At 59.4% G+C, this 19156-nt stretch carries 15 protein-coding genes and 1 pseudogene; 5 read left to right on the top strand and 11 right to left on the bottom strand.

What is annotated here, in order from left to right:
* Positions 1-247: 247 nt before the first annotated feature.
* Positions 248-874 (bottom strand): small multidrug efflux protein, encoded by a 627-nt coding sequence (locus M2390_RS01645; RefSeq protein ID WP_259176564.1) that lies wholly within the window; start codon positions 872-874, stop codon positions 248-250.
* Positions 875-1205: 331 nt separating this feature from the next.
* On the opposite strand from M2390_RS01645, the gene M2390_RS01640 reads away from it, so the two are divergent.
* From M2390_RS01640 to M2390_RS01635, 3 genes are read left to right on the top strand one after another with little or no spacing between them, the layout of a single operon-like run.
* Positions 1206-1922: a MerR family transcriptional regulator gene (locus M2390_RS01640; protein ID WP_259176563.1), complete on the top strand. Its 717-nt coding sequence runs from the start codon at positions 1206-1208 to the stop codon at positions 1920-1922.
* Positions 1804-2352 carry a GPP34 family phosphoprotein gene (locus M2390_RS16175; protein WP_396822353.1) on the top strand — a complete coding sequence of 183 codons (549 nt, stop codon included), beginning with the start codon at positions 1804-1806 and terminating at the stop codon, positions 2350-2352. Before M2390_RS01640 ends, M2390_RS16175 begins: the two co-directional genes overlap by 119 nt.
* Positions 2258-2632 carry a GPP34 family phosphoprotein gene (locus M2390_RS01635; protein WP_259176562.1) on the top strand — a complete coding sequence of 125 codons (375 nt, stop codon included), beginning with the start codon at positions 2258-2260 and terminating at the stop codon, positions 2630-2632. The genes M2390_RS16175 and M2390_RS01635 overlap by 95 nt, the downstream gene beginning before the upstream one ends.
* 92 nt (positions 2633-2724) lie before the next feature.
* Here the strand turns inward: M2390_RS01635 and M2390_RS16170 are convergent.
* From M2390_RS16170 to M2390_RS01595, 9 genes and pseudogenes are all read right to left on the bottom strand, one after another.
* A pseudogene (locus M2390_RS16170) lies at positions 2725-2895 on the bottom strand (hypothetical protein); the annotation flags it as partial.
* 12 nt (positions 2896-2907) lie between these two features.
* Positions 2908-3177 (bottom strand): hypothetical protein, encoded by a 270-nt coding sequence (locus M2390_RS01630; RefSeq protein WP_259176560.1) that lies wholly within the window; start codon positions 3175-3177, stop codon positions 2908-2910.
* A gap of 44 nt (positions 3178-3221) precedes the next feature.
* Complete coding sequence (locus M2390_RS01625) at positions 3222-5372, bottom strand: CapA family protein (protein WP_259176559.1); 2151 nt, start codon at positions 5370-5372, stop codon at positions 3222-3224.
* An 891-nt stretch (positions 5373-6263) separates the two neighbouring features.
* Positions 6264-6602: a hypothetical protein gene (locus tag M2390_RS01620; protein ID WP_259176558.1), complete on the bottom strand. Its 339-nt coding sequence runs from the start codon at positions 6600-6602 to the stop codon at positions 6264-6266.
* Positions 6603-6764: 162 nt separating this feature from the next.
* Positions 6765-7061 (bottom strand): hypothetical protein, encoded by a 297-nt coding sequence (locus M2390_RS01615; RefSeq protein ID WP_259176557.1) that lies wholly within the window; start codon positions 7059-7061, stop codon positions 6765-6767.
* 44 nt (positions 7062-7105) lie between these two features.
* Entirely contained in the window at positions 7106-10240 is a 3135-nt protein-coding gene (locus M2390_RS01610) for a type I restriction endonuclease subunit R (RefSeq protein ID WP_259176799.1), read from the bottom strand.
* Positions 10240-11337, bottom strand: a complete 1098-nt coding sequence (locus M2390_RS01605; RefSeq protein ID WP_259176555.1) for a hypothetical protein — start codon at positions 11335-11337, stop codon at positions 10240-10242. The genes M2390_RS01610 and M2390_RS01605 overlap by 1 nt, the downstream gene beginning before the upstream one ends.
* 107 nt (positions 11338-11444) lie before the next feature.
* A complete protein-coding gene (locus M2390_RS01600) occupies positions 11445-13610 on the bottom strand; it encodes an N-6 DNA methylase (RefSeq protein ID WP_259176553.1) in 2166 nt (721 codons plus the stop codon).
* Between the two features lie 1228 nt (positions 13611-14838).
* On the bottom strand, positions 14839-15384 hold the full coding sequence (locus M2390_RS01595) for a hypothetical protein (RefSeq protein ID WP_259176552.1): 546 nt from the start codon (positions 15382-15384) through the stop codon (positions 14839-14841).
* A gap of 50 nt (positions 15385-15434) precedes the next feature.
* Here M2390_RS01595 and M2390_RS01590 point away from each other — a divergent pair, with 50 nt between their 5' ends.
* Positions 15435-15809: a helix-turn-helix domain-containing protein gene (locus M2390_RS01590; RefSeq protein ID WP_259176550.1), complete on the top strand. Its 375-nt coding sequence runs from the start codon at positions 15435-15437 to the stop codon at positions 15807-15809.
* On the opposite strand, the gene M2390_RS01585 is transcribed toward M2390_RS01590, so the two are convergent.
* On the bottom strand, positions 15806-16216 hold the full coding sequence (locus M2390_RS01585; RefSeq protein ID WP_259176548.1) for a hypothetical protein: 411 nt from the start codon (positions 16214-16216) through the stop codon (positions 15806-15808). The two genes, M2390_RS01590 and M2390_RS01585, sit on opposite strands and share 4 nt — an antisense overlap.
* Positions 16217-16250: 34 nt before the next feature.
* Between M2390_RS01585 and M2390_RS01580 the strand changes: the two genes are divergently transcribed.
* Positions 16251-18950 (top strand): TrlF family AAA-like ATPase, encoded by a 2700-nt coding sequence (locus M2390_RS01580; RefSeq protein ID WP_259176547.1) that lies wholly within the window; start codon positions 16251-16253, stop codon positions 18948-18950.
* Positions 18951-19156 lie beyond the last annotated feature (206 nt).

The raw sequence follows: 19156 nt of genomic DNA, 5'->3' as shown, positions 1-19156 counted from the left end.
GTGTTCGTCGCTGATGCTCGCGCTGGGCACCCATTTCGAGGGCCCTTCAGTCGGTTAGTGCGCGCCCGAGGCTCCGACAGGCTACGGCTCAGTCAAGATGTGCCGCACCTACGATCGGGGCGAGCCTGTAAAGATTGAGCCGCTGGGCTAACGCCCGCTCAAGGCGACGGTGCCCGACCGAACCTTGATCGGCCGTCACCGGGAAAGGTCGGGGCCGCGACCCGCCGGGGCCCGCGCGATCTTCACCTCACCATCCGAGGAGCGCGAGCGCTCCGGCCGAGATCACCGTGAACACGGTGGTCCAGAGGATGATCGCGATGGTCTGCCAGAGGATGACCCAGGAACTGGGAACGCCCGAGGCGACGAAGAACGCTGCGGTCAGCATGGTGGGCAGGGCCGCCGGAGCGAAGATGCTCGCGCCCGGCACCCCGAACGACACCATCCAGCGACACAGACGTGCGCGTCCCTTTGACCGCGGCTCGGTGCGGGTATCACTGCCCTTCGCCGCGGTCTCGACGAGGGTGACCCCGGCCGAGGTGTTTGGGGAGGTCCGGTGCGCTTCGGGATGTCCAGCGCTTGTCTCGGACGTGCCTTGGATGGCCTCGCGTCCACTCGTTGTTTTTGCCGTGCGCCGGGCCACGATGCGCGCTCGGATACGGGCACCGAGAGCGACGACGCCGATCACGCACAGGACGTTACCGAGGGCCGCGGCGATTCCAGCAACCACGGGGTTGATGCCGGCGAGGACACCGAGGGCGGCGGCCCCCGGCCCCTCAATGTAGGGAATCAGGCCGGCGGCGGCCACGATCACTGGTTGGAGGAGGGCGGGTACCTGGTCGATGAAGCTCTGTAGCCATTCGTAGGGGTTGTTCATGATGTTCCTTCTCCGCCGATACCCCGACCAGTCACAGATCGGGGCCGAGGCTGAGGCGGGTGCGCACCGGCCGGGTTGCCGTCGCGTAGCTGTGATGGCAGTCAATGCCGTGTTCCCGCCACAGGGTCAAGTCGATGCGACATTTCGGCCGAGTTTCCCGATAGTCCTTGACCCTGTTCCTGGAACATGGTTTTAGATGGGGGTAGTGGCGTCGTCCGGAGTTCCCTGCCCGCGTCGCACGGATGGAGTGGTGATGGCCTGGAGCACACGCGAGATTGCGGAGCTCGCCGGCACGACGGTGAACACGGTCCGTCACTAACACCGGTCGGGTTTGCTGGAGCAGCCGCGACGCCTGTCGAACGGTTATAAGCAGTACGATGCCAGGCATCTTGTGCGGCTGCTGCAGATTCGTCGGCTTCGGGAGCTGGGTGTGCCGCTGGCGCAGATGGAGTCGGTGGGGTCATCTGGGGAATCGCCGCGGGCAGCGCTGTTGTCGATCGACGCGGATCTCGCGGCGAGTATCGAACGCCTGCAGCGAGCACGAGCGGAGATCCGCGCGATTTTGGAGGGCAGTACCGCCACCGATGTTCCCTCGGGTTTTGAGCACCTCGCCGACCGGTTGTCAACGCCGGCGCGCTCGCTCATGCTGGTGTATTCGCAGCTCTATGACGAGGCGGCGATGGACGATTTGAAGACGATGGTGGAGGCGGAGCCCGAGGCGGCCAACGCCGAGTTTGATGCCCTCCCCACCGAAGCAGATGAGGCCACCCGCCAGCGCCTCGCCGAGGCATTCTCGCCGCAGCTGAGCGAACTTCTGGGCACCTATGACTGGCTTTCTGATCCCACCGGGCGCATGCCGATGGGTGAGGCCGTGACCAGAGACACCTTTTTGCACACCATTGTCGAGGTGTACAACGAGGCGCAGCTGGATGTGCTGGTGCGCGCGAGCGCCCTCGCGACGGCACCGAAAAATACGCCCGCGGCACCATCCACAGTTCCATCGCCGATGCAGATTACCGAAGGAGATTCCGATGACAGACCGTCTTGATCACACACAGGGTGTTTCCGCTTCTGACGCCCCTAGTGAGCGTGAGCCCCTGCTCGTGGAGGACGTGCTGCTGCTTCTCTTCCAGCCCGAATCCGGCACGATCGCCGAGGAGAACATCCTGTTTTATGTGCTGGGTGGCGGTGTGTTGGGCGATCTGGCCCTCACCGAGCGGGTCGAGATGGTGACGGAGGGCCCGCTCGGTGCGAAGCTGCGGGCCGTGGGTGATGCGTCGTCTACGGATGAGATTCTTGCGCCCGCGCTGGAGTATGTGACGGCGAAGCCGCGGGGTGTGCAGACCGTCCTGGCGGCGATCGGGCCGACGTTTCGCGGGGCCGGTGCTCGATCGCCTCATCGAGCGCGGCGATCTGAACCGCGAACAAACAAAAACGCTCGGCATCTTCCCCTCGACAAAGCTCAGCCTCGGCAGTGAACGCCGGGCCACGCTGATCGCGCAGGTGCGGGCGGCCCTCATCGAGGGCGAGACGCCGACGCCGCGTATCGGTGCCGCCATCGCTCTGCTCTCGGCGAGCGGCACACTCCCCCAGTTTTATCGCGAGATTCCGTGGAGCGGCACCGTGTTTACGCGCGGCAAGGAATTGGAGCGCGGCGATTGGGGTGCGTCGGCCACGGGATCGGCCGTGACCCGCACGCTCGCGGCGATCATTACGAATGCCGTGATTGCTGCGGTGGTGGTAATTCCGCGGGTGTAGGAGCGATTCGCGGGTGCCGGCGAGGCTCGGGGACGTTCCGTGAGGTTCCGTGAGGTTCCGCGAAGTTCCGCGGGGGTGAGCGGGGCCGCGACCTAGCGGGTTGTGGCTGGGCGGCGGATCAGCTCGCGGATTCGTGAGAGCAGCACACCCACGAAACCGCCGACCGCACCGATGTAGAGCAATCCGATCACGCTGATGCCGGGCAGCAGGGTGAGCGGAGTGCCGACGAGGACGCAGGCTCCGGCGATGAGCCCGCGAAGGAAGCTCCGGCGTGTTTAGTTCATGAGGGCGTCGAGCCCCCAGAACACGAGGATGGGGATGGTCGGCGCGAGGATCAGCATCCAGACGTGTTCGTCGAGGATGCCCCAGAGTAGGACGAAGAATATTACCGGCAGGGTGATCGCACCGAGTACGGCACCGACGAGTGCCTGAATGAGGGCACCTTTCTTGGCGGCGCGGATCTGTGGAGCCGTTCGGCCATCTCTCGAGTCGAGCAGCGGATTTTCTGCCGATGCGGTTGCTGACTGTTGTGGCTCATGGCTCATGTGGGTCCCCCGTTGGTGAGTGTCCCACCCTGTCATATCGAGCGTCATGGTTCAACCCGGGCCGGGGCGACCGTGCCGTCGGGGCTGATGATCGCGGCGGATTCCCGAAGGTCGCGGACGCCGCGCTGGTTCATGAGGTGTGCGGCCCGGTGGGTGGGGTCGGGCAGGGGAATGCCGTCTGCCTGGGTGAGTCGGATCGACCGCACCCGCGCGGCACTCACCGTGCCGTCTGCGCTCAGTGTGACCGAGAGGTAGGCTCCAAATCGCGTGGCGGGATCCTTTCCGAAGACTCCCCCGCCGCCGAAGTTTCCGAGGCTGTAGGCGATGAGCTTGCCGCGATACCACTCCATGCCGCGCAGAATATGGGGGCCGTGCCCGAGCACGAGATCGGCTCCGGCGTCGATCGCCGCATGGGCGAAGGCGATCGGGTCTCCGCGGTTCTCCCCAAACATCGTTTCGGTGCCGGGCCTGACCGCGTCTGCGCCCGCACCCTCGGCCCCCATGTGCGCCTGGACGATCACGATGTCGGCGCGCTCGGCCGCCGTGCGGACAATTTTGCGCACGTGCCGAAGGTCCGTCACCCGGTTGAACGTGGAGTAGGGTGCAAACCCGATCATCGCGACCGTGAGTTCACCGACCCGCGTACAGCTGATCTCGTCTCGATCCCCCACCGGGCGAATGCCCGCGCCCTCGAGCGCCGCCCGCGTGGCGTCATAGCCGCCCTGACCGAAGTCACGGCTGTGGTTATTGGCGAGGTTCAGGTCGGTGAATCCGCGCAGGCTCGAGGCGGCCGCGGGGTCGCTGCGAAAGGCAAAGCAGTCGTTGAGCCGCGCGCACTTGTTGGTGCCGTTATCGGACGTGAGGGCCTGTTCGAGGTTACCGGTCACGATGTCCTCTGTGAACCAGGGGCGCACGTGATCGAAGTACCCGGCCGCCTGATCGGCCGGAATCCCGCGCGACGCGTCGTAGAGCAGAATGTCGCCGACGGCACCGATGCTCACCTCGCCGGTGCGGTGCGCGGGCCGGTGGGGATCGTTGACGCCGGGTGTGCCGGCGAGGGGTGAGCGGGAAACGTTTGTGACGGGGAGTGCCGTGGCTGCGGAGGCCGCGATGCCGATGGCCACGAGTGAGAGGACGGCGAGCGGAATACGCCAGGGCAGGGTGCGGCGAGTATGGCGAGCGCTAGGGAGGTCGAGGAGCCAGCGCAGCCCGTCGCGCGCGATGAGGCGCGCGATCCAGAGGCTCGCGGCGATGACGACGGCGATGACAATGGCGGGCAACGTGATCGCCGCCGCAAGCTGCACGGCTCCCCCGGCGTCGGAGAGCGGCCCGACGAGGAGCGCGTCGATCAGTACGAGGACGGGAATGTGAATCATGTAGATCGGGAGGGTGCGGGCACCGACCGCGGCGAGCCCGGTGCCGAGCTTCGGAATCCGCGCCAGAAGCGGTGCGATTGCGAGTCCCATGCCCACTCCGATCAGCGCAAGCACCGGCAATACCCCGGGCACGTGTTCTGCTGCGGTCGCGCGCACCAGGGCAAACGCACCCAGGTAGAGCAAAGCCAGCGCACCGGCGAGTATCGGACGCGGCCGCGCGGCAAACTTAAGCATGTGTCGCGACGCGTACGCCCCGATGAGGAAAAACAACAGGTTCGCGATCAGTGACCCGCGGTTGCTCACGATATCGATGACCCCCGCCCCGACCGCGATCGACAGCCCGGCCGCCAGCCCCAGGGGAATCCACCGGGGCACGCCGCGAAGCCCCTTGGCCACCACAAAGTACAGCGCGAGCGCATAGAGATACCAGGTGTTGGTCGGGCTGATCGTGATCGCCTCAATGAACGCGGCGACGGATCGTGGAACGAGCGTGGGAAAGTCGGGAAACGCCCACATCGCGGCGGTGTGGATCAGCGTCCACAGCAGGTAGAGGTACAGGAATCGCACCACGCGGTTCCGAAGCACCGCGCCCCACGGCCGCGCGAGCGCGCTCGCGGCGAAGCATCCCGAGATGAGAAAGAACAGCGGCATCCGCACCGGATACGTGATGTCGGCAATCATCCCCCACGCGCCGGGAATCGGCACCGGCAGCCGCCAGTCAACCTGAAGGTAGGTTTTCACCACCGTGTGCCAAAACACCACGAGGATGATGAGGAGGCCCTTGGCGACGTCGGGCCAGAGAAGGCGTGGCGTACTCATCGCCGTTTCGGTGCCACGAGCGCTGGAAAACGCGGTACGAGCTGAGTCACGGATTCGCATAACTGCGAGTCAAACAGGGGTGGTGTTGCGCCCACGTTTGCAGATTTGGATACACAAACGAAACGAGTGCTTCGTCCGTGGTCGCCCCAAGATGAACTCACGCTCGTGTCGATCGATGGGAGGTGAGCAGGCAGTTTTCCACCGACACCTGGGTACCGCGATCCACCCCACACCCTCTAGTGGAGCTGCTGTGCGGGTCATCAGCGCTCGGTCGAGAACCAGGCCAGCGGGCCGTTAGTCAGCAACGGAGTATCCCTCGCCCCGAAACGCCTGGCCGCATCTGGCCACGCGACGACGTTCCTTTCCGCACGATGAGCATCACTCTTCGTGTGGGGGTCCACAGCGTATACCCGCTTGCCACCGGCACTCACGACACGTATCAGTTCATGGACGTACTCGTCGATTCAGGTATCGCTCGTCGGCACAAACGCTCGCAGCTCACCATTCCGGAGGCCATCTCCCTCGGGACGTGAGCGCACGAGGCTCGCCAGGCCGGTGCCCACGATCGCTAAGATCCATCCCTGACCGGATGGATGCGGCACCACGTACTCGCGATGAAACTCGCTCTCGGGGATGATGCTCGTGTCGACCGGGGTGAGGTGGGGCCCGTATTTGCGGTGTCTATTGAGTACTGAAGTGCGATTCGATAGCCAAGTCGCTTGACGGTCGAGTCACCCTTACGAAAAAAGTTCACGGCATACGAAAGTAGTTCCTGGTACTCATCACCCGAGAGCGTCATACCCAAAGATATACGCTTGTACAGCTCGAGAAAACCAGAACCCTCCAGGATCGCCTGGTTACACAATTTTCGGTAAGTGATATCAATCGCCATTAGACTGATGCTCCTACTGAAGCACGCAGCACGGCGACTATGTCTTCGAGATCCGCCTGCTGGATGAGCAAGATACGAAGATCAGCAAATCGGCCGCGACCTTTCACTCGATCGATGAGTGCTTTTCCTGTTGCAGCATCAATCTCACTCAGTTCAAACTGGTGCATCACCACACCGCAAAGAAGCGCCCGCGCATTTACGGCACCGCCGCCATTCACAGCCTTGAAGTCCGCTCGCAAGAGCGTCTTGACAGTCTCTGCATGCTTACTCCAAAGCATCGCATCTGCGTCGAGCTGCGCTACGTCCCACCGGTTCTTTCGAACATCCGATGTGAACATGTCGTGCAGTCTTCGCTCTGCCACTCCGATCAGGTCGTGCACCTTACTGTCGGCGGTTTGGGCGGCGTTGACACATCCAGCCTTGATTCCGCCATATCAAAGACCATCATCAACGCCGTCGTGGATTGTAAGGTCGAAACCCTTCTTGATCGCGCCTTATTCTTAGTTGAGGTAGAGGCCCGCCGATATAAGACGCTCCTGCCCATGCGGTACAAGAAGGTGAACTATAAGCTCCCCTGCGATATCGAGACGAGTCTCGTCGCACTTGGTGTCGTAGAGCTTGAAGAATTCGTCGATCGTCGTATCGAGGGAGTAGTAGTCGGAGTCTTCACCGGCATTCACACGCCCGTAGCAGTACTCGACAAGCGTCGCGTTGAGCGTATCCTTGATCTCCTGAGTGACTTCTTCAAGCACCAGAATGCTGGCGTCGTCGATGGTGACAGCTCGTACTCCATCCATGCAACCCCCAAAGCCCAGCCGCTCCTCCGCCAGAGATTCATGGCCTACGCAGCCGCCTCGCGCGCCAATACCTCGGCCTGCTCAAGCACCAGCTCTACCGCTTTGGCCTCTGCGTCCGGTGGGTAGTCGTATTTTGCAAGGAGACGACGCACTTTCGTGCGCATCGCAGCGCGGACCGAGTCCTTCAAATTCCAGTCGATCGTGGCCGATGCCCGCACTGCAGTCACTAGTTCTTGCGCGATCTTCTTGAGTGTGTCGTCACCAAGCTCAAGCACTGCAGCATAGTTGAGCCGGACAGCGTCATAAAAGGCAGCCTCGTCCTCTCGTAGCCCGAGTGACTTGTGCCGCGTATCCTCATCACGCATGGTCTTCGCAAGCTTTACGAGCTCCGCAATGATTTCTGCCGTAGTCAGCGATCGGTTCGTGTATCGATTAATCGCCTCTTCGAGCTGCTCGGAGAACTTACGTGCCTGCACGACGTTCGTCCGCTGCACCGTGTGGACCTGGTCGTTGAGCAACCGTCGAAGCAGCCCCATCTGAAGGTTGGGCTTCTCTTTCTCCGCGAGCGAGTCGAGGAACTCCTCGGACAGGAGGGAAAGCTCCGGGGTCTCGACGCCTGCCAGCTGGTAGACATCAATCACCCGGTTGGCCGATACGGCTTCGTTCAGGAGCTGTCCGAGGGCGGTGTCAATCTCGACACTTCCGCTTCCACCACGGCCCGAATCGGGGCTCTGGATTTTGAGGACCGCTGCGCGTACGTCAGTGAACAACCGGACATCGTCCCGGATGGCGGCGGCTTCGTCACGCGCGCCGGCCAGCGCAAATGCCTTCGCGAGCGCCAACACCTGGTCGTTAAGGCGGCTCGTTCGATCGGGATCGGCCATCACGAAGTCGAGCACCTTGGCGTACTCAGCCAGGCGCTGCGATGGCGACAGCGATGGTGACGCGTCGTAGGTCACGCCGTGAAGCAGCCCGCGCACGACGTCGTGCTTCTCAAGCATGATATTGACCATGTCCTCGATCGGAACACCCGCCTGATCGCGGTCAGATGGCGAGTACTCGCTCAGCGCGCTCTGCAGGTTGTCGAAGATGCCGATGTAATCGACGATCAGGCCACCTGGCTTGTCCCGAAACGTCCGGTTCACGCGGGCGATGGCCTGCATGAGCCCGGCGCCTTGCATGGTCTTATCCACATACATCGTGTGCATCGACGGTGCATCGAAGCCTGTCAGCCACATGTCACGCACGATGACCAACTCAAGCGAATCGTCGGAGTCTTTCGCCCGAGCCTTGAGGTCTTTGCGCACATCCTTCGAATGAATGTGCGTCCGGAACTCTGCGGGGTCCACCGCCGATCCCGTCATAACGACCTTAATCTTGCCCCTGGCGGGATCGTCGGAGTGCCACTCCGGCCGCAGCGCCACGATCTTCTCGTAGAGCTTCACCGCAATGCGGCGGCTCATCGTGACGATCATGCCCTTACCTAGGATGGACTCGCGCCGCTTCTCCCAGTGCTCGACGATGTCTGCAGCGACCATGTCAAGGCGAGCGTCAGCACCGACAATCGCTTCGAGTCGTGACCATCGCGACTTCGCTGCGGTGGCGGCAACTTCCTCGACCTGCTCCGCGACCTCCTCGACAAGTTCATCGAGTGCGGCGTAGTCCTCGGCTGAAAGATCGACCTTGGCGAGTCGGGATTCGTAGAAGATCCGGACGGTTGCACCGTCTTCGACAGCACGCGTCAGATCATACACGTCGACGTAATCGCCGAACACTGAGCGCGTCGATTTGTCTGCCGAGTCGATCGGCGTTCCGGTGAAGCCGAGATAGGTAGCTCCTGGTAAGGCATCTCGCATATGCTTCGCAAGCCCGGCCTTGAGCCGTCCGCTACGGTCGAGGTACTCACTGAAGCCGTACTGCGAGCGATGCGCCTCGTCCGCGATCACGATGACGTTGCGCCGGTCAGTCAGTACGGCGTTCGCGTCGCCGTCCTCGCCTGGTGCGAACTTTTGGATCGTCGTGAAGACAATGCCACCTGACGCCCGCGTCAGCCTCGTGCGCAGATCCTTGCGGGTCTCAGCCTGGACAGGCGATTCAGGCAGAATGTGCGCCGGCGCGAAGACTTCTTCGTAGAGCTGGTTGTCCAGGTCGTTGCGGTCGGTGATAAACACGAGCGTCGGGTTAGACATCCGCGCATCGCGCATCACCTTGGCGGCGTAGAACACCATCTCGAAGCTCTTGCCGGAGCCTTGTGTGTGCCAGACGACACCCCCCCGACGGTCGCCGGACGGGCTCGACGCCTGGATGGTTGACTCGACCGCGGCGTTGACTGCCCAGTACTGGTGGTACTTCGCGACCCGCTTGATAAGAGCAGACGTCCTCTGCATCGTCGCCTTGTCCGTCACCGCCTCGCGGCTGAACACGACGAAGTTGCGGAGCAGATCGAGGAAGCGGGCTTTATCGAATACACCTTTGATGAGCACCTCGAGGGCCGGCCGATCGGTGATTACCGACCTGCCGTCCATCGTCTTCCATGGGGCGTAGTGCTCGAACGCACCGCTGTAGCTGCTCATCGCAGCAGACGTGCCATCGGAGATAACCGTCACTGCGTTCGCTAGAAACACAGACGGGATGTCCTTTCTGTACGTCTGCACCTGATTCCAGGCGGACTTGAGCGTCGCATGCTCGGCAGTTGGGTTTTTGAGCTCCAACAGCGCCAGCGGGATTCCGTTGACGAACACAAGTACGTCCGGGCGGCGGTTCTTGCCGTTCTCGATAATCGTGAACTGGTTAACTGCTACCCAGTCGTTGCTCTCGGGGTGCTCGAAGTCGATAAGGTTGATCGTGCGCGTCCGTAGGATGCCGTCGGAGCCACGCTGCTCGATGGGCACGCCTTCAGTGACGAGCTTGTGCAGCCGATAGTTCTCGTCGATAGCACTCTGTGACTCGGCGCGGCGCACGCGCTTGATGGTCTCAGCGACCGCATCGCTGTCGAGACCGGGGTTCAGGAGTCGAATCACGTAGCGAAGTCGGCCCCACAGAAAGACTTCCTCATACGACTCCCGCTCAGTATCAGCTTCGCCGGGCGCGAGGCTCGGGCCGTGCAGTGCGTGATAACCGAGTTCGGCGAAGTACGCGAGAGCGGCCAACTCGACGGTGTTCTCGTTGAAAGCGTCTATCATGAGCGGCTCTCTTCTTCCGCTGGAGCGGCAAGCGACCGGTCTTCCGCTCCGTCAAAGGCGGCGTCTTGCTCGGCTCGGGACATGTCATCGCTCAGCTGTACCCATACCGCGCCATGCGGCGAGCGGATCATCTTGAAGTCGCTGGACATCCAGCCAAACGTCACGAGCTCGTCGTCCTCATCTAAGAAGCCAACCTTCTGACCCGCTTCTTGGAGCTCCGAGAGGGAGAAACAGTGTCGCTGACCTAGGAGCGTGTTGCAGGTCGCATGTCCCCATGCCACTGAGGTCGGCTTGTGGTTGAGCCGCTCATAGACCAAGGGGTCGAGATGGAACAGGTTTGCCTTCGTTGAGCGAGTGGTTCCGTCGACTTGAAGTGCCGCATTGAGTAGCCCGTCGACTTGACTGAACTCTACGGCCTTGTGGAGTTCGTCGTAGTCGATCACCCGGAGGCACAGAGGACATATCGAAAGACCGTTCCGCGTTACTCCCGCGCGCTCCAAACGGTCACCGATCAGATCGCTATACTCGAGAATCGACTTCAAATGCATAGCCTGCGAAGTGGTGTAGGGGCTTGACCGGGCGTGTACGACCAGCCAAGCGAGCATCGCCTGACATTCAAAGTTGGTCTGCGCAGGTGCGTACTCGGGCGCGAAAATTCCTTGCGGCGGCCCTTCAACGCGCTTCAGTTGAGCCGCGCTTCCCCTTGAGAGACGGAGGACGTAATCACCAATGTCCGTAGCTCCGGCTCCACGTCGATTTACCGGCTTGCCATCCCTGGAAAGCCAGCGAACTTCCCAATCAGCGGGCGGTGGGAAAGCTTCGAGCGATTGGTGACTGCGATACAGCACGAACGCGTCCTCACCGACCACCTGCGCACCCGGCTCCGCGAATCTCTGCGAGACTACTCCCGCAGACTCGAAATACTGGTCAGGGAAGAGACGCACGATGTAACCGTCAGCGAACTGCCCGAGGTCAACCTGGTCAAGATGTTCGAACGGGACTATGACTCGATTGTTCCGGTAGACGTGATTCTGGTACGCACCCTTTGCGCCGCCCCGCGGGGTTGCGTAACCCGCCTTTGCGATCTTGTTCATGTCCGCCTCACCGAAGAAACCCCACGCCTCCAACGGACGAAGATGATGCTCGCCTGAGTGACCATCGATGCGAAGACATCCTCCATCGAGACAAAGGGTGGCGGCTCTCATTCGCTCCGCCCGACCGCATAGTGGGAGCCCATTTCAGACAACTGGCCGAGCACTGAGTTGAGACCGAGGTTGTGCTCGATGAGATTGTCAACTCGGCTTAACGTCTGAGCAATTCGGCGCTGCCATTCAAGCGAAGGCACTGTGAACTTAAGCTTCGCAAGGCTGCCACCGCTGATCTCTCGAAACGTACTGCCGTTGGCATGGGCATCGAGCTCCGAAGTTGATTGCCGCAAGAGGTAGTACCAGAAAACCGGATCCTGACTCTTGTCGAAGATCAAAGATCGAACACCCTGATTGGTAGAGAGCGGACCAGACGCAATCGCAACAAGCCCGATCGGTGCGCGGCTCGACACCAATACCGCGTCTTTTGGAAGAAGCTTTGCGCTCGAATTCGCGAGCCCGTCGCTAGTGAGAGATCTCGCCCCACCGCTGATAAAACGACCGCGGTGATTCGTCATGTCTTTCGGCGTAACCCATGGAACGTCGCCACCGAAGTTACTCTCCTCGCGAGATGGTGGCGTGCCGCCGCCGATAACCTTCGCCACGTCGCCGACGCACACCTCCTGCCAATCAGCGATCTCGAAGGCTTCAGAAAGTTCGGAAAACGCGGATTCGGCTTCTGTCCGAGCAGCATCGAAGGCATCAAGCATCTGTCGAGCCTCAGAGGCAAGCGTTGTTCGCTTCGCGATGGCCTCTGCAGAATTGGGATCAACGACCTCATCGCCAAAGCCAACATATCGGCTAGGGGCGAGGACGTATCCCTGAGCAGCGATCTCTTCGGTAGTTGCGACGCGGGCGAAGCCGTCAACATCGACGTAAGCCTTCGCTGGTTTGTGAGAGCGCCACGAGTGATAAGTGCCAGCAATCTTCGCAATGTCGGCATCGCTAATCGTCCGCAGCCGCCGCGTTTCCATTTCGCCGAGACGTCGTGCGTCTATGAAGAGCACCTCACCCGAACGTGCACGGTGTCCGTTGCCGCGTCGCCCCTTCGAAATGAACCAGAGCGAGACCGGTATCGCAGTGTTGAAGAATAGCCGGTCCGGCAACGATACGATGCAGTCTACCAAGTCCTCGCGAACAAGACGTTCACGGATCTCAGCCTCAGCAGCGGCACGCGACGACAGTGCGCCATTTGCGAGAACAAATCCCGCCGTGCCCGAAGGGCTCAGATGGTGGACAAAATGCTGCACCCAACCGAAATTGGCGTTGCCCTGCGGCGGTGTCCCATATTTCCAGCGCGGGTCATCCGCGAGCTTCCCATCCCACCAGTCCGACACGTTGAATGGCGGGTTCGCGATGATGAAGTCCGCTCGAAGGTCTGGGTGGAGATCTTCTGTGAAGGTGTCGGCTGACTTTGGGCCGAGATCAGCTTCGATGCCCCTCAGCGCAAGGTTCATCTTCGCGAGCTTCCACGTCGTGTCCGTGTATTCCTGCCCGTAGACCGAGATGTCAGTGCGCATACCACCGTGCGCTTTCACAAACTCAGCTGACTGCACGAACATGCCGCCTGAGCCTGCGGCCGGGTCATAGACGCGGCCCTTGTACGGCTCAAGCATCTCAACGAGCGTCTTCACGACGCTTCGTGGCGTGTAGAAGGCACCGGCATCCTTGCCGGTCTCCTTGCCGGCGAACTGCCCAAGGAAGTACTCGTAGACACGCCCAAGCACGTCGTCAGCACCGTGGTCATCAGCGCTCGTGAACCCGATGCTGCCAATCAGGTCGACAAGCTCGCCAAGGCGTCGCCTGTCCAGGCCATCACGCCCGTAATTACGCGGGAGTACGCCTCGAACAGACGGGTTCTCCTTCTCAATGAGGCCCATCGCCGTGTCGATGTCTTGCCCGACCGTCATCAGCTTCGCCCGCGATTGCACGTATCCCCATCGAGCGTTTTCAGGCACCCAGAAGACGCTCTTGCTGGTGTATTCGTCCCGGTCCTCAAGGAAGGACTCGATGCGCTCTGACTTGATGCCATCAGCAAGGAGCTCAGCTTCAAGCGAGTCGCGGCGCTCCTCAAAGCGGTCCGAGATGTACTTCAGGAACACGAGCCCGAGCACAACGTGCTTGTACTCGCTTGGCTCCTGGTTGCCTCGCAACTTATCAGCCGCATCCCAAAGTGTCTGCTCCAATGACTTTTGCGATTTTGGCTTCATTGCTCGCACCATATTTCGGTATCTCCTTGGCGCCGATCGGCGCTCCTTAAACTAATTCGGGTACTGCTCTTACCGTATCGGTGCCGACCGACATCCCCAGGTACGGCGCGAGGGTAAATCGACAATGCGACCACAGACGGGAGTGGTACAGCTCTCAACCTGGGTCTGCTATCTGCGGTAATTATGTCATAATCAGGTGCTTTCGAGAAGTGTAACGATTTCGTCACTTCGCTCCATGCCCATGTAAAGCCGTTGAACAGTCCGCCGTGGACGGCGCGAAGAGTAAGTGCCCCGTGCCGCTCGCATCGGGATCAACACGGTTGTACTCGTCTGCAGCATGTGGCCGCGCGAAGGGGCTTGCGCCGATGAAGCGCTACAAGCTCTCCGGCAGTTCGCCGATGAATTTCACGCGAAGTTTGAACAGGGGTGAGCGTTGATGCAGCGCGCGGCTTGCGAGCGTCATTGTTTCCGGCTCGACACTGTCTTCGGGCGGGGGATACGGAACTGCAGATCGAAGCGTTCACGGTCCGGCATGGATTCGCGAGCACTGCGGACGGCGCTCCTGTACCAGAAAAGATCGTTCCGGCCTGCGCCGTCAACGGCGCAGCTATTCAAGGTGAAGCGACCTTTGCTACTGGGGGCAACCACGTCAGGGTAAGAACGATCGTTGGTGACGTAGTCCAGTTCGCCAGCCGTATTCGCGAACTGACAGAGCTCGCAGGTTGCACGCCAGCGTCGGTCTTCGACGACGATCAGAGTACTGGTCTCTTCGTAGATGACGCCCCTATGCGTTCCGGAACGTCCAAGACGAAGGGTGCTTGCGCGTAACGACCAGCGACGAGGCGTGAGTGCAACGCTCTGAGCGCGGCAGCAGTCTGTGTTCGCACAGTATCCACCCCACGACCGATCTTGCGTCCGCGGAGTGGCCGTCGGTCGGTTAGAGCGGGCAGGCGTCGTGTGTCGACACTGAGCGCGAAGATATCCAGCAGGAGTTCGGCTTGCTCGTGCGGCAGCGTGTAGATCGCCGAAGTAAACCGGTGGCGAAGCCACTCAAAGCTGTCTTCCAAGGAGCCTCGAAGCAGCTCGTCGACGATGGCAGCTTGGGCGAGACGACGTTGTGTGAATCCGTCGCGCTTCGTAAGAAACAGCAGCTGCTGGTAGAGGGTGACAACGTCGTCTTCATCGAGTCTTTTGGCTGCCTCCCAATCCGTTTTCCAAGTTTATTCCAACTTTCAAGGCGTCATTCTACGACCGGCTCGCACTGAAACCGCTCTACGCCGAAGAGCTGCGAAAGCTCCTGCGTGGCGAACTGAAGCTCATAATCTAAGACGTCAACGAGCAACGCGAAGCCCTCGCCGCGAAGAAGCTCGAGATCGAACGCAAGCAACGCAAACTCCTCAAAGCGCGCTACAACGACGCCATCCCATTCACGATCCTCCGCGACGAACAGCAGCAACTCGACAGCGAACTGAACTCGATCACTCGGTCGCTCACCGCGTTGAACACCGACATCGAACAAACCGCCGAGCTCATCGATAAGGCGATCGAACTCGCTATTCGAAGCGCCGATGCCTACCGCCGGGCACCCAATTAGATTCGCAGGTCGTTCAACCAAGTGTTCTTCGAGCGTCTCGAAGTCTCCAAGGACCGAGATGATGAGCACCAGCTTCACGCTGTGCTCGCGCCGCCGTTCAACGACCTCTACGGCTCCCCCATGCAGCGCAGCCTGCGCGAAGATCTCGAGAAAGTAAAAAGCTCCCCGCCATTTCTGGCGGAGAGCTCTCAAATATTCCGATTTCTCATGCTCATGTTTCTAATACAAGCACAACTGTCGGGGTGTTCTCCTCCTATGCAGAAGAATTGCAACAGGGGTGGAGGCTACTCGCCGAGGCGAAAAACTCTCCAAAAACCGCAAGAGCTCAACAATCTCCACGATCCTTTGCTCGTATCACCGACGAGAGGCTGCGCCTTATGATTACCGATTACGAAGCTGGAGTGTCAGCATATGAGCTGGCGGATAAGTACGGGCACAACCGCGGCACCATCATGAAGCACTTTGCCGCAGCCGGTGTGCGGTCACGAGTGGCCGTGCCCACTGAGGAGGAGATATTCCGCTGGAAAGAACTACGAGCGGAAGGTCTTGGGTTCAAGACCATTGCGAGGCGGGTAGGGCGGAACCATAAGACGATCCGGAAGCACCTGCTTGGTTAGGGTTTTCGGTAGATCGGAAGATTGAGTGGAGGCTTACCCCCCTTCTTCCTTTCTTCGTTCACGAGGTGCTCGGCAATTCCGAGTACTATCTTGACGTACTGCTCTACATCAAAATCAGGTTTCATAATCGGCTGAATGTAGTGCCGTGAATTCTTCTTCGATCCCGGACCGGTCTTGCGTGCTCGTTGCGTGAGCCGCCTACGATACTCGACCCCGGCTTCTTCGATACGCGGAAGAGCCTCCTCTGGATTACTGACAGAGATATCCATCGCTGCTGCAATCTGCCGGAATGCAGAGAAAAGCTTCGCATACGCACGACCCGCGCACTGCGGGAGCGACTCGTCCCCTGTATTGACTGTGGTGCGCGTCTCGATAATGTCGGCATCACTGCCGGTGCTGATCGTCAAGTAGGACCTGGAACTCACATCTAGCTTTGGATACTTGAAAAAGATCCCCAAGCTGTCACAATTAGGGGAAATAACCCAATCGGAGAACGCTGACGTGACGCAACCCCTTTCAACAACCCCCCTGCACGGAAGCGCAGCTCGATGGTTTCGAGCCGCGCTTCAGGTCAATCCATACGAATATGCGGGAAATCCATCGCCAAAGTCTTCATATCCGGACGAAGCTCGGTATAACGAAGCTCTACTCGATGAGTGTGAAGCACAAGGGATTGAGATCCTTGCGATCACTGATCATTGGTGTGCAACGTCTGCAGAGGGATTGATTTCGGACGCAACCACACGTGGCATTACAGTGCTGCCCGGCTTTGAAGCTAATACCTCAGAGGGGATTCATCTATTGGTGATCTTCGAAAAGGGAAAGAAGCTCGAGGACATTACCCTGGCGATAGGGGCTTGCGGTGTAATACCTGGGGATCCTCATGCAGTGGCGGAGAAGCCGTATAGCGAGATCGTCAACATTATGACAAATCTTGGGGCGTTGGTAATTCCGGCGCACGTGAACATCGCAAACTCAGGGTTGCTTAGTCGCATCAAGGGCGCTCCACTCGTGCCGATGATCAAGAACTCCAAAGTGTATGCCATGGGTATCGTCCCTGGTGCTCCGGAAATGGGAGACCAGGTAGCGATCATTGACAACCGATCACCCTATAAACGTAAGCATGCAATTGTGCCAATTTATGCTGACGATGTCATGGGTCCGAGTGGACTAGCCTCTACCGGTGGGAGCTCCTGGTTCAAGATGTGTGAGCCAAGCCTCGCTGGCCTAACCCATGCTTTAAGAACCGCAGAAACGAGAGTAAGTCTCCAAGACCCCAAGAGCTCATCGAGAGTACTACTCAGAGAGTTGTCGTGGAAAGGCGGCTTTCTTGATGGGCAGACCATACCAATCGCCGAAGATTTGACTGCACTCATCGGAGGAAGGGGAACGGGCAAATCTACTGCTATCGAGAGCCTGCGTTACGTACTTGAGCTTGATCCGATTGGCTCAAACGCGCGCGATGATCATGAAGCTGTCGTGAAGGGAGTGATTGGGACGGCAACCACGATTTCTCTCACTGTAGACGTGATATCCCCACAACCAGCGAGTTACACCATAGAGCGGACGGTTCCTGATGCTGCGATCGTGAAAGACGCAAGTGGGTCTACTACGAATCTGAGACCCCGGGACGTCGTTGGGTCTTTGGAGATATTTGGACAACACGAGCTGGCTGAGCTTGCGCAGGACAAAAACCTCATGGCAGAGATGGTGAGCCGTGTTGCGGGTGAGTTAAAGGCGGATGCGCCGAGGCCAGAGATTCTCGAGAGACTGAAGGAAAACCGACGACTGTTTACTCTCCTCGAGAAAGAAAAAGAAGAGCTCGAGGATGCGCTTGCTGACATACCGCGTCTAGAAGAGCAGTCTAAAAGGTTCAAGGAGACTGACATCGGAAGTAAGCTGCAGCAGCAGACCGATCTCGAGTCAGAAGCTCGCTCGTTTACGGAAGCTGCAGACCGGATTCAAAATACACAAAAGGCCATAGATGCCTTGGAAGTGGAGGCTTTGATCACCCAGTTGCAATCGGAACTTCCGGTAAACACGAAGAGCTCAAGGGCAAAAGATATTGATCCTGTCGGCAAAGCTCTCGAGGAGTTGAGCACGGCTCTTAGTTCTTCGGTGTCTGCCATAGTTAGTTCCGTGGAGGCAGCTCAACTCGCTGTCAGCGCAGCTAAGGAGTCATGGAGTGCCAAGGTTGAACCGCTGAAGGAAGAGAACGCGGAGGTGTTCCGAGGCCTTGTGGCGGAGGGGCACAGTCCAGATAAGTACTTGACCACGCAAACTCAACTCGCTGCATTGACGAAGAGGTCTGAGCAGCGTGCTTCGCTTCGGGAGCGTGAAGGGCGTCTCCGGCTTGAACGAAGCCAACTTCTTGCAGACTTGGCGGGTACTGACTCCGAAGTTACGAAAGAGCTAACTGCGGCAATCAAGGCGGCAAACGCAAAGACGGCAAGCGCTGTCGTGGTGAAGCCGATTGCTAATCCTGATCGCTCTCAGGTCAAGGCCATTATCGATAGTTACTTCTCGACGCCTCGGACAAAGATTATGGCAGCAATCGACAGGGAAGACTTCTCGACTACAGAATTCGTGAGTGCAGCTCGTAAAGGAGAAACGGGGCTCAAGGATTACGGGATCTCTGATTCTCAACTAACGCATTTACTTAGTCACGGAGAGCCTCTTTTCCGAGAACTTGAAGAAGTCTCGGTCGGGCGCGCAGTCGACATCCAACTAAACATCGCCCCTAAAGGTGCCGGCCTCAATTTGAAAAGTATGGACGAGCTTTCTAAGGGCCAACGCGCAACTGCTCTTCTTATGCTACTTCTGGGCGCCTCTACGAGCCCGTTAATCATTGATCAGCCGGAAGACGATCTGGACAATCGTTTTGTTTATAATGGCGTCGTTCGCCATTTGCGCACCCTCAAAGGTAAACGACAAATAGTTGTAAGTACACATAATGCCAACGTGCCGGTGCTTGGCGACGCAGAACTTGTGGTTACGCTTGAAGGCGATGGCAGTAATGGAAGGCTGGTTTCTGACGGCATTGGCTCGTTAGATACAGCCTCGGTTCGCCAGCATGCCGAAGACTTGCTCGAAGGCGGTCGAGATGCGTTTAGTGCTCGCAAGCATCTGTACGGCTTTTAGTTCAATCTAGTTGTTGGAGTTACAACACCACCGGTACGTGCCAACAGGGGTGATGCTTTCCCCGAAACCATGTACCGATGCCCCTTCTTGGCGAAAACGCCAACAGGGGTCTGCTGATTTATTTGTAATGCCGACATTCACTTGGCATGTACCGATGCAATGAAAAAGACGCCCTGAAAGCGTCTTTGACCTCTATAAATTCTTAC

The sequence above is a fragment of the Mycetocola sp. BIGb0189 genome, from assembly GCF_024810155.1.
GTDB classification, from domain to species: Bacteria; Actinomycetota; Actinomycetes; order Actinomycetales; family Microbacteriaceae; genus Mycetocola; species Mycetocola lacteus.
This window is presented reverse-complemented; position numbering and strand designations above follow the sequence as displayed.

Coding starts and splice junctions, on each gene's coding strand:
- M2390_RS01630 (WP_259176560.1), bottom strand. CDS start 3,177: ATGAGCCATGAGCCACAACAGTCAGCAACCGCATCGGCAGAAAATCCG.
- M2390_RS01625 (WP_259176559.1), bottom strand. CDS start 5,372: ATGAGTACGCCACGCCTTCTCTGGCCCGACGTCGCCAAGGGCCTCCTC.
- M2390_RS01600 (WP_259176553.1), bottom strand. CDS start 13,610: ATGGTGCGAGCAATGAAGCCAAAATCGCAAAAGTCATTGGAGCAGACA.
- M2390_RS16175 (WP_396822353.1), top strand. CDS start 1,804: ATGTGCTGGTGCGCGCGAGCGCCCTCGCGACGGCACCGAAAAATACGC.
- M2390_RS01615 (WP_259176557.1), bottom strand. CDS start 7,061: ATGGATGGAGTACGAGCTGTCACCATCGACGACGCCAGCATTCTGGTG.
- M2390_RS01645 (WP_259176564.1), bottom strand. CDS start 874: ATGAACAACCCCTACGAATGGCTACAGAGCTTCATCGACCAGGTACCC.
- M2390_RS01605 (WP_259176555.1), bottom strand. CDS start 11,337: ATGAACAAGATCGCAAAGGCGGGTTACGCAACCCCGCGGGGCGGCGCA.
- M2390_RS01620 (WP_259176558.1), bottom strand. CDS start 6,602: ATGTTCACATCGGATGTTCGAAAGAACCGGTGGGACGTAGCGCAGCTC.